This window comes from Sphingobacteriales bacterium (assembly GCA_012517435.1).
Taxonomy (GTDB): Bacteria; Bacteroidota; Bacteroidia; order CAILMK01; family JAAYUY01; genus JAAYUY01.
The window spans coordinates 1-16,002 of sequence record JAAYUY010000170.1 but is presented as its reverse complement, the minus strand read 5'-3'; the positions used below and the strand labels follow the sequence as shown (position 1 = coordinate 16,002).

Annotated in this window: 11 protein-coding genes; 9 read left to right on the top strand and 2 right to left on the bottom strand. The window is 41.0% G+C overall.

The features are described 5' to 3' along the window. The 7 genes from GX437_09975 to GX437_09945 all read left to right on the top strand — a co-directional run. A partial coding sequence (locus tag GX437_09975; protein ID NLJ07984.1) for a 16S rRNA (adenine(1518)-N(6)/adenine(1519)-N(6))-dimethyltransferase occupies window positions 1-367 on the top strand: 367 nt, incomplete at its 5' end. Between the two features lie 34 nt (window positions 368-401). After that, on the top strand, window positions 402-1,355 hold the full coding sequence (locus GX437_09970) for a phosphoglycerate dehydrogenase (GenBank protein ID NLJ07983.1): 954 nt from the start codon (window positions 402-404) through the stop codon (window positions 1,353-1,355). 146 nt (window positions 1,356-1,501) lie between these two features. Then, entirely contained in the window at window positions 1,502-5,206 is a 3,705-nt protein-coding gene (locus tag GX437_09965; protein NLJ07982.1) for a TonB-dependent receptor plug domain-containing protein, read from the top strand. 18 nt (window positions 5,207-5,224) lie between these two features. Next, window positions 5,225-9,055 carry a hypothetical protein gene (locus tag GX437_09960; GenBank protein ID NLJ07981.1) on the top strand — a complete coding sequence of 1,277 codons (3,831 nt, stop codon included), beginning with the start codon at window positions 5,225-5,227 and terminating at the stop codon, window positions 9,053-9,055. 21 nt (window positions 9,056-9,076) lie between these two features. Next, complete coding sequence (locus GX437_09955; protein NLJ07980.1) at window positions 9,077-10,138, top strand: PorV/PorQ family protein; 1,062 nt, start codon at window positions 9,077-9,079, stop codon at window positions 10,136-10,138. Window positions 10,139-10,223: 85 nt separating this feature from the next. Continuing rightward, a complete protein-coding gene (gene greA, locus GX437_09950; GenBank protein ID NLJ07979.1) occupies window positions 10,224-10,697 on the top strand; it encodes a transcription elongation factor GreA in 474 nt (157 codons plus the stop codon). A 4-nt stretch (window positions 10,698-10,701) separates the two neighbouring features. Beyond that, window positions 10,702-11,094 carry an HIT family protein gene (locus GX437_09945; protein NLJ07978.1) on the top strand — a complete coding sequence of 131 codons (393 nt, stop codon included), beginning with the start codon at window positions 10,702-10,704 and terminating at the stop codon, window positions 11,092-11,094. A gap of 54 nt (window positions 11,095-11,148) precedes the next feature. On the opposite strand, the gene GX437_09940 is transcribed toward GX437_09945, so the two are convergent. Next, complete coding sequence (locus tag GX437_09940; GenBank protein NLJ07977.1) at window positions 11,149-13,500, bottom strand: T9SS type A sorting domain-containing protein; 2,352 nt, start codon at window positions 13,498-13,500, stop codon at window positions 11,149-11,151. Between the two features lie 19 nt (window positions 13,501-13,519). Beyond that, window positions 13,520-14,527, bottom strand: coding sequence for a recombinase RecA (recA, locus tag GX437_09935; protein NLJ07976.1), 1,008 nt, complete (start codon window positions 14,525-14,527; stop codon window positions 13,520-13,522). 253 nt (window positions 14,528-14,780) lie between these two features. On the opposite strand from recA, the gene GX437_09930 reads away from it, so the two are divergent. Together GX437_09930 and GX437_09925 are read left to right on the top strand one after the other, a co-directional pair. Beyond that, window positions 14,781-15,197, top strand: a complete 417-nt coding sequence (locus tag GX437_09930) for a YjbQ family protein (GenBank protein ID NLJ07975.1) — start codon at window positions 14,781-14,783, stop codon at window positions 15,195-15,197. Then, the coding region (locus GX437_09925) for a PorT family protein (protein ID NLJ07974.1) at window positions 15,197-16,002 on the top strand (806 nt) is incomplete at its 3' end. The genes GX437_09930 and GX437_09925, both read left to right, overlap by 1 nt.

Below are 16,002 nucleotides of genomic sequence, written 5' to 3'. Positions count from 1 at the left end.
TGCGGAAAGGCTGGTGGCAGCACCCGGAAGCAAGGAATATGGGAGGCTCAGTGTTTTAGTGCAGACCTTTTATTCAGTGAAAATACTTTTCAAAGTGCCTCCGACTGTTTTTCTTCCACCTCCGAAGGTTGAATCGGCAGTGATCAGGATGGAGAGAAAGGAAAATATGAAAACCGGTATTTCAGACAGGTTTTATTTTTCGGTGGTGAAGGCAGCGTTCGGGCAAAGAAGGAAAACGCTTAAAAATTCATTGAAAGCAGCAGGATTTAACATCTCACCTATAGATACAACTTTGCTGGGAAGAAGAGCTGAAACACTTGATTTTGAGGAATATATAAAGCTTGCTCAAGATTTATCAGGAGCATAAACAACAAGAAACAGCATGGATTAAATAAAATTTCATGGCCGCTAAAGAAAAGTTTTTAATCACGGAGATTGTTCCGCATTTTTTTGTCTGGGAGCTGAAAAAAATGGGTTTTGATGTTGACGAATATGCTGAAATATCGAAGGAAGATTGTCTAAAAATTATTGATCGCTACAGCGGTTTGTACATAAGAGGAAGGTTGAAGGCCGGCAAAGATTTGCTGGAAAAAGCAGTTTGCTTACAATACATAGTGAGACCAGGCTCAGGACTCGATATTATCGACATGGAAATAGCTCAGGCAAAAAATATCCATGTATTCAACTCTCCTGAAGGAAACAGAGATAGCCTTGGAGAATTTACCGTTGGCGCATTAATCAGTCTGTTGAGAAAAATACCTCAGGCAAACGATCAGATTAAAAAAGGAATTTTTGACCGGAATGTCAATACAGGAACTGATTTAATGAGTAAAACCGTTGGCATTATTGGCTTTGGCAATATGGGTTCAGCTTTTGCGAAACGTCTGTCGGCCTTCGGGGTCAGGATACTGGCTTATGATAAATTCAAAAAGAATTTTGCCCCGACCGGAGTGGAAGAAGTCAGTCTTCAGGTTTTGATGAATGAATCCGATATCATCAGCTTTCATATACCTTACAATACTGAAAATCATTATTTTTTCAATGAAACATTTCTTCAGGCTGTCAAAAAACCATTTTATCTGATCAATACCTCAAGAGGAAAAGTTGCCAACACGCGGGTCATTGTAAATGGACTTCAATTGGGGAAAATCAGGGGAGCTATTTTAGATGTATTTGAAAATGAGGACTTTAACAATTTAACTCCGGAACAAAAAGATTTGCTGGATTATCTGGCAAACAGCGGTAATGTAGTCATGACACCGCATATTGCAGGAAAGACACATGAATCGGAGATGCGGATACATCAGATACTTATTGAGAAAATCAAGCAGGTAAAAAGCGATAAAAAAGATTGAAAACTAACCTGATAGGTCTGATTACTCATTATTGCTTTTATTGTTGAATCAGCCATATTATTTTTGAACAAAAAAAAGAGAGTGTTTGGTAATTATGCGGAGTGTATTACATTTGAACCTTTAAAAATTTATAGAAAACTAACCCTATGATAAGGAAAACGTTAATCTATTCGGCAATAGGTATTTTATTGAGCCTATACGGTTTTGGACAATCCAATTTTGGTACACTGACCGGAAAAGTGTTTGATGCAAAATCGGGAGAACCATTGATTGGAGCCAATGTGGTGGTGTTGCTTGATGGAATTCAGAAGGGAGGAGCTTCTACTGATATTAATGGTAATTACACCATAAAACCAATTCCTCCGGGGACTTATAACATACGTGCTACCTACATCGGATATAATGATGTCATCATTCAGGGCTATTTTATTTCTTCAGGAAAAATATCCTATCAGGATATCAAGATGAAAGAAAAAGTCATTGAAACGGATGTTGTTGAAATTATTGAATATACAAAACCCCTGGTAGAAAAAACAGAAGGAACAGGAACCACACTCTCTGCTGAAGACATTAAAAAAGCTCCGACAAGAAGTATTGGTGACCTTGTCCAGTTAACCCCCGGTATTCAGGGTGGAAGTGTGAAAGGACAAAGAAGTGAAGGGACTGTTTATCTGGTTGACGGGATAAAAGTCCGCGGTAGCACAGGTATTCCCAACTCCATGATTGCAGAAATCAATACTGTAACAGGAGGTATCTCGGCAGAATATGGCGACCTGACAGGTGGTGTGGTTTCAATTACCACCAGAGGTCCTTCCAACCAGTTTGCCGGCAGTGTCGAAGCAATCACTTCAGAACTTCTTGATCCTTATGGCTATAATACCATTGAAGGTGGTATTTCAGGTCCTATCATTGTCAGAAACAATGCTAAAAAAGGAACACCTTCCCAGGAAGCTATTCTTGGTTATTTAATCGGAGGAAATATCAATTACCGTAAAGACCCAAGCCCTTCACCCATCCCGTTCTGGAAAGTCAAGGAAGATGTGTATGAGCAGATTTATAAAAATCCGCTTGCTCCATCGCCCGGTGGACTGGGCTTTGTTCCGGCTGCTGAATACATAACCAAGGAAGGCATGGAGCAGATTAAAGTTCACCCGGATATTGAAAATCAAAGCTATACTTTAAGTTCAAAGATTGATTTTCAGCCAAAACCTTCCTTCAACATTACCCTTGGTACAATGGGCAGCTATTCAAAAGGTCGCGGCTATTCATGGACTTATTCCTTATTCAACTGGAAAGAAGCTTCAAAAGCTCAGTTTATCAATACTACATTCCGCGGATATATCCGTTTTTATCAGAAATTAAATTTTGGAGAAGAGGCTTCAAAAGACCAGACCAAAAAACCTGAAGCTAAAAAAGGCCTGAAAATCAGTAACGCATTTTATACCATCATGGCCGATTATACCAAAAACTATAATATTTCTCAGCATCAGGATTTTAAAGATAATTTTTTTCAGTATGGATTTTTAGGCACTTATGAACGCTACTGGGAGCCTGTTTACCGTTACGACTATGATACGGTAGATGGCAAACTGGAACGTGCTTTTATTTTCAGTGGCTACAGGGATACGTTTGTTAAGTTTACACCTTATGCCTATAATGAAGCCAGGGCCAATTACACCAGGCAGCTTTATGAATTACGTGATAATCAGGTTAGTAACCTGACAACTATCCAGCAACTGGGCGGTCTGCTTAATGGCGATAATCCCGGAAACGTTTATTCTCTCTGGACAAATATCGGAGCCATTGCAGTCGGTTACAGCAAATACAATGAAGACCAGTTCAGGGTTACAGGAAAGGCTTCAATGGACATAAACCACCATGCCGTTGCCTTTGGTTTTGAGTATGAACAACGTTTGCAAAATTCTTACTCTGTCGGGCCGAATGGCTTGTGGACGGTCATGAGGTCGCTGATTAATAATCACCTTCAGCAGCTCGACACACGTCATCCCATTCCTGTTTATGACTCTTTCGGAAACTTTCTCGATACCATTAACTATCCGATTCTTGACGATGGACAACAAAGTACATTTGATAAAAATTTCAGAGCTTATCTTAAATCTATCGGAGCAAAAGACGTTTACGGAAATCCGATTACCGACCAGAGCCTGATCAATATTGACCGCTATACTCCCGATTATTTCAGTCTGGATATGTTCAGTGCCGATGAATTATTATCAAGAAATCTGGTAGCGTATTATGGATACGATTACCTTGGACGCAGGTTGAAACAAAAACCTTCCATTGACGACTTTTTAAACAGCGATCAAAGACTGATTGCCCCGCTCAATCCCATTTACATGGCCGGTTTTATTGAAGACCTGTTTTATTTTCGTGATATGATTTTCCGTATTGGTATCCGTGTCGATCGTTTCGATGCCAACCAATTGGTTCTCAAAGACAAATATAGCTTATATCCTGCCTTTACCGTAGCTGAAGTAACCAATATCAATGGTAAGCCTGTCAGTCATCCCGGCAATATGGGCTCCGATTATGTGGTTTATGTGGACGATCCGTTCAAACCTACAAAAATTGTTGGTTACCGTGATGGCGACAGATGGTACAATGCCAATGGGGCAGAAATTAATGACCCCAACGTTTTGACACTTGAAACCACCTCAGGCAATATTGCTCCTTATCTGGTCGAAAGAAATGAAGATAACCTGAAAATTACCAAGGAATCTTTCAAAGACTATGAACCACAGGTAGATGTTTCTCCCCGTGTTTACTTTTCATTCCCTATTTCTGACGTGGCCAACTTTTTTGCCAATTACGACATCAGGGTCATGCGTCCCACTTCAGGATTGTTTACGACCATTGATGATTATTATTATCTCGAACAGAGAGGAACATCCAGCCTGAACAATGCAGCTTTAAAACCTCAACGTATTACCAGTTATGAAATTGGTTTTAAACAGGCTATTTCAAAAAATTCAGCCATTACCATCAACTCTTATTATAATGAAACAAGAAACCTGATTAACGTCAGAATGATTAATCAGGCATATCCACGTTCATACATGACCTTCGACAATATTGACTTTTCAACTGTCAAAGGCTTTTCTTTCCAGTATGATCTGAGAAGAACAAAAACCAACAACGTACAGCTTTTAGTTAGCTATACCCTTCAATTTGCTGACGGAACAGGATCAAATGCTGCTTCACAGGCTAACCTGATCAGCACCGGCCAGCCAAACCTCAGAACACCTTTCCCGCTTGACAACGACTATCGTCATACCATCACCGGCCAGCTCGATTACCGTTTCAGGGGAGGGGAAATGTACAATGGTCCGTTGACGAAAAAAGGGAAAAGATTACTCGAAAATACAGGAGTTAATTTCCTCTTTAGTGCCACTTCAGGCAGGCCTTATTCAAAACAGGGTAATGTAACTGAAGCTGTTGGCATCGGAATCCGCCAGTCTGAAGTACTCAAAGGAACCATGAACGGTTCCCGCTATCCATGGACTTATGGTGTTAATGTCAAGCTTGACAAGGATTTTCTTATCTATAAGAAGAAAGAATCTGACAAAAAGCTGACAGCCATGCCCATTATGATGATTAATGCTTACATCTGGGTACAAAACCTGTTTGATTTCAAAAACATTGTTTATGTTTACCGTTTTACAGGGGATCCGGACGATGATGGCTTCCTGTCATCCTCTCAGGGTGTCAAGGCAGTTGAAGAAGCAACCCTTAGCCAGGCATTTTATGATCAATATATGATTAAGGTTAATTATCCATTTAATTATGGTTCTCCAAGGCTGGTACGTCTGGGTGCAACCATTAGTTTTTAATTTTAAAAAGAAGTAACTATGAATAAAGTACTTGTATTTCTGGGAACGATGCTCATTCTGGCATATAATTTAAAAGCTGCCGAGAATGTTCCGGGAATGGAAAAGAAAAAACAAAGCGAAACGGTCAGGAAACTTGCAGCCGGTTGTGATCCTGCTTCTGCTTCAGCCAATCTTGATATTAATAATGTCAGAGCAAGGATAATGAACGGTGGCGATATGTGGTGGGACCTGGTCGGAAATGCCAAATACGAAGTTCCTAAATCAGATGAAGAAGGGGTTGCCAAAAAAACAGCTTTATTTGCCGGTGCATTATGGATTGGCGGATACGATGATGGCAACAACCTCAGAGCCGCTGCCATGACCTATCGTCAGGGAGAAAGCTGGGATTTCTTTCCCGGACCTCTCGATGTAAATTCCGCTTCCATTGATGTTTCGGAATGTATCAAATGGGATAAAATTTTTCAGGTAACCCGTGAGGAGATTGATGAATTTATTGAATCCAACGGGGATATCATGAGTGATAATATCCGCGACTGGCCTGCTCATGGTGACGAAAGCAAGGGTCAGGCTAAATATCTGGCACCTTTTGTCGATACTGACGGAGATGGATTATACAATCCCTATGAAGGTGATTATCCTGATGTCTTTGGTGACCAGACCCTTTGGTTTGTTTACAATGATAAAGGAAATACGCATACCGAAACCAATGCGCTTGCTATCGGGCTCGAAATACAGACTCAGGCATTTGCCTATGCTACCAATGACGAAATCAACAACATGACTTTCTATCAGCAAAAAATTATCAACCGTTCAAAAAACAAGATTTCAAAGGTTTATTTCGGGCAATGGGTGGATGCTGACCTTGGATATGCCTATGACGACTATGTCGGATGTGATACAACACGGAGCCTTGGCATCTGTTACAACGGAGATGCTTTTGATGAAGGAGTCAATGGATATGGGTCAAATCCGCCTTCTGTGGGTGTTGACTTTTTCCAGGGACCTCTGGCAGATTTAAATGATGGCGTTGATAACGATAAAGATGGTGAAACTGATGAACCGGGTGAAGAAATTATCATGTCGAAATTTGTCTATTACAACAATGACTGGAGTTTAAAAGGAAATCCAAGTGAAGGAATTCATTTTTATTATTACCTGAGCGGGAAATTTAAAAACGGGCAGGAAATGCGCTATGGTGGTGATGGATTTCAGAACGTTTGGGATGCTAATAAAAAAGCTAACTACATGTTCCCTGACGATCCAAGAAAGCCGAAACCGGCATGGTCGGAGGTTACTTCAGGTAATACCCCAAGCGACAGACGGTTTTTACAAAGTGCGGGACCCTTTACACTCAAGCCCGGAGCAGTTAACTATATCACCATTGGCGTGGTCTGGGCACGAGCTACTTCCGGTGGCAATACCGGCTCTTATGACCTTCTTTTAATTGCTGACGACAAAGCCCAGAAACTTTACAACAACAACTTCAAGCTGGTTGACGGGCCAAACGCTCCAGACGTTGCTATACGTGAAATGGATCAGGAACTTGTTATTTCTTTGCTTAATACTGCTAAAATTGAAAATTACAAGGACAGTTTGCTTAATGAAAACAAAAAATATATCTCCTATAAATTTCAGGGCTATCTGATTTATCAGCTGAAAAATGCACAGGTAACCACTGCTGAGCTCGACAATGTGGACAAAGCAAGGCTGGTGGCCAGAGTGGATGTGGTTGATGGGGTTACTTCTCTTGTCAACCGTCAATATGTCCCCGGTCTGGGCATTGTGCCTGTTCTGAAAGTAGATGAAATCGGAGATAAAGGTATCAAACATACCTTCTCTATTAAAACAGATGCATTTGCCAGCGGGGAAGGTTCTCTTGTCAATTACAAAGCATATCATTTCATGGTATTGTCTTATGCCAACTGTCTCGACCCCTTTGAATATGAACAGTTTCTTGCAGGAAGAAAAAATATTGCTGTTTATACCGCTGTTCCGCATAAAAACGACATTCAGTTTGATGGAACAAAGCTGAATGCCGGCTATGGTGACGGACCCGAGATTGTCAGAGTCGAAGGTACAGGTAATGGTGGTCAGATACTTGAACTGACAGACGAAAGTGTCAGTGATATTCTGAAAAACAGTGTGCTAGCTAATCCAAAGTACAAAGGTGGAAATGGTCCTGTCAAGGTGATGATTTATGATCCGCTGAAAGTACCAAAGGCTGATTTTGAGCTTCGTTTTGTTGACTCATCCATTACCGGAACTCCGGGCAATTTCAAGACTTTAAATAAAAAAGCCTATTGGATATTAAAGAACCTGACCACAGGTGAAAGTGTTACCTCCGATGTTACCATTGGTGTTGACAATGAACAATTGTTCCCCAAGTGGGGATTAATGATCAAGGTTCCTTATGTGATAGGCCCGACCAAGGATACCCTCACTGAAAACAATGGCTTTATTGAAGCAAGTCTTGATTTTGAGGATATTTCGAAAGCATGGCTGACAGGCATTCCGGATGGAGACCCTTCGGCTGCAAAAGAAATTCCTTGGCCTTATAACTGGATACGTTCAGGTAAGTTTCAGAATGAAGCAGGAACTACCGATCTTGCTGTTGATGATGCCATGGATGGCACTACTTTCATCGATCCGAGTGAGGTATATGAAAAAGTTCTTGACGGACGTTTTGCCCCTTATGGACTTGCCGCCCGAAATGCTGTTAAAAATGGTTATTATTCCTTTGGCCCAGCATATCTGTCTTCGAAATACAATGACAATTCCATTGACAGACTTCAGAGTGTTGATCTGGTTTTAACTTCTGATAAAAGCAAATGGACAAAATGTGTGGTCATTGAGACCTGTGAAGATGAAAACCTATCTGAAGGAAATGTCAAGAAACACGGACTGCGTAACCATTACAGCTGGTCAAGTTACAACGATATCGATGCTCAGGGCAACCCCATCTATTCAACCACAGAAAAGGGAAGGTCATGGTTCCCTGGTTATGCCATCTGTCTCGAAACAGGGGAAAGAATGAATATCATTTTTGGTGAAGACTCATACTGGAAAGCCTACAACGGAGCCGACATGATCTGGAATCCTACCACGGCCTTCCAAAACCCGGCTGCCTCTCACCGTGAAATCAACAAATACATTTGGGGAGCAAAACATTATATTTATCTCATGGAACCGCGTCCTGCTTCGAAATATACTACATTTACCTATTATTCAGCTTATGATGAAGGCAAGAAATATCTTGACTTTTTCAACAGTAATCCGACACAGTTCCAGCAGATTTATTTCTGGTCGCAGTGTATGTATGTGATGATGCCACAGCCTTATAAAGATCTTCTTCCACTGAAGGATGGCCTGATTCCGACTGAAACCAAAATCAGAATCAGAATTGAAAAACCCTATCAGACATTTAAGACAAGTGATAATCCCGTCAATAATAATCTGCCGGTTTACCGCTTCAGCACCAATCCGGTTTCGATGGAAAACAACCTTGAATTGGGTAAATCAGCCATTGAAAAAGTTAATATTGTCCCCAATCCGTATTATGCCTACTCATCTTACGAAAAAACACAGCTCGACAACAGGGTCAGGTTCATTAATCTGCCGAAGAAATGTGAAATCATGATCTTTACGTTGAGCGGTGCTCTGGTAAGAAAAGTTACTAAAGATGAAACAGATGAGAATCATGTTACTTACTGGGACTGGGATTTGAAAAACCAATACGGAATACCCATAGCAAGTGGCTTGTACATCATTCATGTTAATGGTTACGAACTCGGCTCAAAAACGCTGAAATGGTTTGGCATCATGAGGCCGATTGATCTTGATACTTTCTAAAACGACATAAAAGCTATGATCATGAATAAATTTTTATCAGTATTCATTTTGTTTCTGACTTCATTCTCCTTATTTGCCGGCAACCCCGACAGGGTTGGTCAGGCCGGAGCTACCGAGCTGACTATCAATCCATGGGCACGTAGCTCGGGATGGGTTGGCAGTAATACAGCAGGCATTTCAGGAGTAGAAGCCATGATGTTTAATCCTGCAGGCATTGTTGGCGTTCCCAACTCTGAATTTCTGTTTTCACGTACCGCATGGCTGAGTGGCAGTGATATTTTTATCAACTCTTTTGGTTTAACCCAGAAAATGGGTGCTGCCAAAAACAGTGCTATTGGCATCAGTATCATGTCCTTTGATTTCGGACGTATAGAAATTACCACTGAAAATCAACCTGAAGGTGGAATAGGTACATACAGCCCTTCTTTTGTCAATATTGGGCTAAGCTATTCCTATATCTTTTCTGATCGTATCCGTGCCGGACTGACTACAAGGATTATTTCCGAATCAATACCAAATGCCCGTGCCATGGGTGTTTGCTTTGATGCAGGCCTGCAGTACATCACCGATCTGGTGGACGAAGAAAAGCAGAGAACAAAATTCGGAGTTTCCCTCAGAAATGTGGGAACACCCATGAAATTCGGGGGTGATGGCCTTACCCGCAGGGGAAGTTTTGAAGGTGAGGAGGTAACTTTGAGTGTGGATACACGCTCGGCAGGATTTGAACTGCCTACTTTGGTAAATATTGGAGCTTCTCAGGATTTTTATCTCGATCCTTCAGAATATCATAGACTTACATTTTCGGCTAATTTTACTTCAAATTCATTTTCAAACGACCAGTTCAATTTTGGACTTGAATACAGCCTGAAAAATATAGTCATGCTGCGTGGCGGCTATTTATACGAAAAAGGTATTACCAAAAGAGAAACCCGTAAAAATGTTTTCAACGGTCCGGCAGCCGGTTTTTCCGTCAACCTGCCTTTTGGGAAGGAAAAAGATAAAATGTTTGCCGTTGATTATTCTTACCGCTTTACCGATTATTTTGGCGGTACTCACTCTTTTGGCGCAAGAATTGTTTTGTAAAAATTAAAAATCTATATGCTGAAACGTTCCGGGTTTTTCGCCCGGAACGTTTTTTAAATGCTTAATATCCAAAAAAATACAGAAAATGGCAGATGTTAATTATTTTACCGAAGAAGGATTACAGAAGTTAAAAGATGAACTGAACCATCTTAAAATGGTTGAAAGGGCTGAAATCAGCCGGCTGATTCAGGAAGCCCGCGAAAAGGGTGATTTGTCAGAAAACTCTGAGTATGATGCTGCCAAAGAAGCTCAGGGAATGCTGGAAATGAGAATCGAACGCCTCGAGGATATTATTGCCAATGCACGCGTGCTCGATGGAGCAGGAATTGATAATACAAAAGTTTATATCCTGTCAAATGTAAAAGTACTGAATCATAATACAGGACGCGAAGTAACTTATACCATTGTTTCCGAATCAGAAGCTGACCATAAGTCAGGAAAAATCTCCATAAAATCGCCCATTGGTGCAGCTTTGATGGGAAAATCTGCCGGTGATATCATTGAAGTGAATGTTCCTGCTGGCGTTATTAAACTCGAAATTATCGAAATTTCAAGATAATCTTATGGCAAGTATTTTTTCAAGAATTGTAGCAGGAGAAATTCCTTGCTATAAAGTGGCTGAAAATGAGGAATTTCTTGCTTTTCACGATGCTTTTCCCCTCGTGAAAGGCCATATTCTGGTAGTACCGAAAACAGAAACAGATAATATTCTTGACCTCGACAGGGAACTATATCTTCGTTTCTTTGATTTTTCACGAAATATTGCCCTTGCCATCGAAAAAGCCATCCCTTGTAAAAAAGTAGGTATTGCCGTTGTCGGGCTGGAAGTGCCTCATGCCCATATTCACCTCATCCCCCTTCAGTCGATGGATGATATTGATTTTGGAAGACCTAAACTTCAACTTAGCCCTCAGGAATTTAATGAGGTTGTTGACCACATTAAGCGGTTTTTATAACAACATAATCCATTGAAATTTATTTACCGGAAGAAACTCTTTCGGAATTTTTAATTATCTGATAATCAAAAGTTTTTCAATTACTGATTGTTGTGATGTTTCGGCTTTGATAAAATAAAGCCCCTGCGGCAGGTTTTCCAGATTAAATTTATATACTGATCTCCCGGTTTCAGTGTTTATTATTAGAAAATCAATTGTTTGCGATAATGAATTTAACAGGCTGAGTCTGACATTTTCACCCGGAAAGTTATTTATCTGAATGGAAACAAACTCACTGGCAGGATTGGGGAATATGCTGAATGTTAATGACGGCAATTCAGACCGGGTTGGCAACACAACATTTCCTCCTTCGCTTAGCTTGTAGCAATTATTAGATTGAATGTTTTTGAATACTTCTCTTTTCTGTGGTTTGGAAGGCCATACAACTACTACAGAATCAATATTTTTTGTGTAATTCAGCCCGAAATGCAGCCGGTAAGGCTTCTGCATCTTTTGTCCACGACCTGCACACACTTCCTGCATATAGGTTTTACCGCCTGCATATACATAAGCTCTTGCCCCGATAGCATATTTATTGGAAGAGTTTGCCATTAAATCCAGTTCGAGCCATCTTCTGCTGTTGTAAATGTCATTTTTAAACAGGCGAAACTGACCGTTGTCTCCACAGGCAAGGTCTAACCTGCCATCATTATCGTAATCGAGCCAGACGAGATCGGTGCCGGTGTTAATACGCCAAAGTCCATAGTCAAAAGTTTTCATCTGAAAAGTATGATCTGTCTGTTGCTCATAAAAGTTGATGTATCGGCAGCCGTAAAAAACGGTCATAAGAAAGTCAGCCAGTCCATCATTATTGACATCACCCCAGGCACCACCTGCATGGGTTTCTTCCAGTTCAATACCAATCGGTGCTTTCAGTCCGGGATAATTGTTGATTTGTCCGACCATATCGGTAAAATCATAATCGGGAGGCCCCTGATTCCTGTAAATGGTGGTTCCCCTGTGATCATAGGGGCCGATAAAACGTGGATGAGCAAACTGTGGCAACAGTAAATCGAGGTCGCCATCATTATCGTAGTCGTACCAGTCCACTCCTGTTCCATGATTCGATCCTGAACTGTTTACATCGATGCCTTTTAACTGGCAAATATCTGTAAATGTACCATTTCCGTTGTTTTTATACAATTCGTCAGGCTGCAGAAAATAATTGGTAACATAGAGGTCGAGGTCTCCGTCATTGTCGTAATCAATCCACTGAGAGCCACGACTGTTGCGGTTTCTTTCCACAATGTAATTGGCCGGGTCCCATGCCCTGTTAGGCCAGTTCCATTTTCCGTCATACAAGGGATAAATCACATTTGTGTTATCCGTAAAGTCAAGATTACCTGTATTATAGAAGAAATAGTTCGGTTCCGGTTCGGGATAGGTCTGCCAAAGCTGGCTGACAAAAAGGTCAGGATATTGATCGTTGTTGATGTCGGCAAAACTGAAGGATAAGAAGGCCTTGAAATTGGGTAAACTTAGAATTTTTTCCGTAAAACTCCCATTCTGATTGATGAATAATACACTGGTATCACCTCCGAATAAAATAATATCGAGGTCGCCATCATTGTCCATATCGACAAAAGCATTGGCTGATACGCCTGCGTATTTGTTTATAATTCCCTTTGTTGCGGTTATATCCGTAAATGTTCCGTTTTTGTTGTTTTCAAAAAATCTTCCGCTGACCAGTAAATCCATAAATCCATCCTGATTGTAATCAGCCGCAGCAATACTTGCATTGGATAAAGTCAGGGGGAAGCCGGCTTCTGCTGTAACATCCCTGAAAATATTGCTGCTTTGTTTTGAAGGATATTCGAGAATCACGTCTATGGCAAAAGCCCTGTTCGAGCTTGACATGAGCTGATATTGTCCTGAAGAAGAAATACCATATTGATAATAATAATCACCTCCTGATGACGATTTGCAGGAAAAGGGGTGATCGGTGCGGTCTGTAATCAGCCTTAAGCCCTTGAAATCGCTGAATGCAAGGAAAAACTGTGTATTGTCGAGCCTTACATAAGGACTGTCGAGCGGTACCCAAATCTTTTCCTGCCCCGAATTGACTTTTGTAATGATTTTTGGCGGGATCAGGTCATTGAAAAGGCTGATTAAAGCTACACCACCTTCGTGTCCAAGAAACTGCATTTTGAAACTGCTGCCGGGATCTCCGCTGACTTCGAGCAAAAATCCCTTGATTATGGCCGGAAAGGGCAGATCAAACCGTGCTACCTGTGTGGGATAAGTCGTTGGATTATAATAATTTGAAAGGACATTTTTGGGATCATACATCCTTAGGGTATCATTAACAGAATATACTTCTTTCATCCCGAAAACCATCAGGAATAAGAAAAAAATACGCATTTTCATACTTAAAATTTTAAGAAAACTAAACCTTTTTTTCTCCTTTGATTTGCTGAAACACTTTAGTCCTGAGTTCCTCAAGCAATTCAGGATTATCTTTTAGCAGAGCCACCACGCTGTCACGTCCCTGTCCCAGCTTGGTGTCGCCATAACTGTACCAGCTACCGCTTTTTTTAATGATATTCATGTCGCTTGCCAGGTCAATAATTTCACCTTCACGTGAGATGCCTGTCCCGTAAATGATGTCGAATTCAGCCACTTTGAAAGGAGGAGCTACTTTGTTTTTGGCTACTTTAACCCGCGTACGGTTGCCGATCATATCTTCTCCTGTTTTGATGGAAGATACCTTGCGGATGTCGAGCCTGACAGAAGCGTAAAATTTAAGCGCATTACCACCTGTTGTGGTTTCAGGATTTCCGTAAACAACACCGATTTTTTCTCTTAACTGATTGATAAAGATACAGATACATTTAGTCCGGCTGATGGAGGCCGTGAGTTTTCTTAAAGCCTGAGACATCAGCCTGGCCTGAAGGCCCATTTTACTTTCACCCATTTCACCTTCAACTTCGGCTTTTGGAACAAGGGCGGCTACAGAGTCGATGACAATGACATCGATTGCACCGCTACGTATCAGGTGGTCGGCAATATCGAGGGCTTGTTCTCCGTTGTCCGGCTGTGAAATCAGCAGATTGGCAGTATCAATGCCGAGATTCTCTGCGTAGGTTTTATCAAAAGCATGCTCCGCATCAATAAAAGCACATATACCTCCAAGTTTCTGGGCTTCTGCTACTACGTGCATGGCCAGTGTCGTTTTTCCTGACGACTCCGGCCCGTATATCTCAACTATCCTTCCGCGAGGCATTCCCCCAACGCCAAGGGCAAGGTCGAGCCCCAGCGAGCCTGTTGAAATAACCTCCACCTGTGTGATCGCTTCATCACTGAGTTTCATCACCGTTCCTTTCCCATATTGCTTATCGAGCTGGGCAAGTGTAAGTTGCAATGCTTTTTCTTTTCCCGATAGTTCCTGTGTCATATTCTTTTAATTTAAGGCCTTTCTTTTAAAATTATCATGAGTCAAAAGTACAAAAATTTATCTTTGCCGGGACATCCGTTTAATAATTTTAACCCTCAATGGTTCTTCTAAAAATAATGAGGTTGTTGAAAGATATTTATCTGAACCGGATTTCAGAAATAATGATTTAATGACAGGAAGCAGGTATCTGGCTTTAAGCTGCCTCCACTTCTGAAAAAGCCTTTATTTTTGCTAAATCAACAAACTGATGAAAATGAAATCATTCAGAAAAGAATTGTGGTTTAATGCTCCCTCACGAAGAGCATTTTACAATATAACTCCTGAAGTTCAGCAGACGGTATCCGACAGTGGGGTGAAGGAAGGGCTGGTACTGGTCAATGCCATGCATATCACCGCAAGTGTTTTTATCAATGATGATGAAAGCGGACTGCATCATGATTTTGAAGTCTGGCTCGAAAAACTTGCCCCTGAAAAACCATATTCTCAATATCGCCACAATGGATTTGAAGACAATGCCGATGCACATCTCAAACGAACCATCATGGGGCGCGAGGTGGTGGTGGCCATCACAAACGGCCATCTTGACCTTGGACCATGGGAACAGATTTTTTATGGTGAATTTGACGGGAAAAGGAAAAAGAGGGTTTTGGTCAAGATAATCGGTGAATAATGAAAAAATATCTTACAGTAGTCTTTTTATTGATATACAATTGTTTATCAGCACAAAACACGTTTTGGAATCCTGTCCTCATCACCGGCTTCAATGCCACATCCCTGCGAGCCGACAGTATTGATGATCAGACTGCTTTTCTCCCTTTTTTAGGTTTTGGAATTGAAAAACCATTTGATGAAAAAACTTCGTTCGGTGCCAGTGGAAGCTATGCCCTGAAAGGGGGTAATGTATTGAGTCCTTTTTCGAAATATCGCTTTCAATATATTGATTTTCAGGCTTCTGCCTCTTATCGTCTTTCCGATATTTTTCGTTTTGAAGCAGGGCTTCAGCCATCTTTTGTTCTCTCATCAAAATATTTCATCGGCACCGATTCTCTTGCTGAACTGAATGTAAAAAAATGGAGTTCTGAGTTTTCGGCATTTGCAGGATTGCATTTTCATTTTCAGGAAAATGTTTCTCTTGGCCTTCGCTATTTTTTGCCCATCGAAAACAGCCGTTTCAATCAGTTTCAGGTGGTTTTATCTATTCCTGTTGGTGGTACAATGGAAAAAATCGAGAATAAAAACTCAGTCAACCTTGCCTATCAGCACATTCTGGCCTTAAAGGAAGGCGTCTTGCTGGTCAGGCTTAAGACCAGTGATAACATTATTCAGCATCTGAATAATGCGGGAAAAACAGAAGAAGCAGAAAAAATAAGGCAACAACAACGAATTGAAAATCTTGAAATTGTTGCTTCATTTAAAAAATACTTCCGCTTTTGTCCGGTGTATTTTTTTTATTCCACTCAGACAGCAGAAGCTAT

What these genes read in the sequence shown, in the direction of transcription:
- recA (NLJ07976.1), bottom strand. Translation starts at nt 14,527, where the DNA reads ATGACACAGGAACTATCGGGAAAAGAAAAAGCATTGCAACTTACACTT.
- GX437_09945 (NLJ07978.1), top strand. Translation starts at nt 10,702, where the DNA reads ATGGCAAGTATTTTTTCAAGAATTGTAGCAGGAGAAATTCCTTGCTAT.
- GX437_09960 (NLJ07981.1), top strand. Translation starts at nt 5,225, where the DNA reads ATGAATAAAGTACTTGTATTTCTGGGAACGATGCTCATTCTGGCATAT.
- greA (NLJ07979.1), top strand. Translation starts at nt 10,224, where the DNA reads ATGGCAGATGTTAATTATTTTACCGAAGAAGGATTACAGAAGTTAAAA.
- GX437_09965 (NLJ07982.1), top strand. Translation starts at nt 1,502, where the DNA reads ATGATAAGGAAAACGTTAATCTATTCGGCAATAGGTATTTTATTGAGC.
- GX437_09930 (NLJ07975.1), top strand. Translation starts at nt 14,781, where the DNA reads ATGAAATCATTCAGAAAAGAATTGTGGTTTAATGCTCCCTCACGAAGA.
- GX437_09940 (NLJ07977.1), bottom strand. Translation starts at nt 13,500, where the DNA reads ATGAAAATGCGTATTTTTTTCTTATTCCTGATGGTTTTCGGGATGAAA.
- GX437_09955 (NLJ07980.1), top strand. Translation starts at nt 9,077, where the DNA reads ATGAATAAATTTTTATCAGTATTCATTTTGTTTCTGACTTCATTCTCC.
- GX437_09970 (NLJ07983.1), top strand. Translation starts at nt 402, where the DNA reads ATGGCCGCTAAAGAAAAGTTTTTAATCACGGAGATTGTTCCGCATTTT.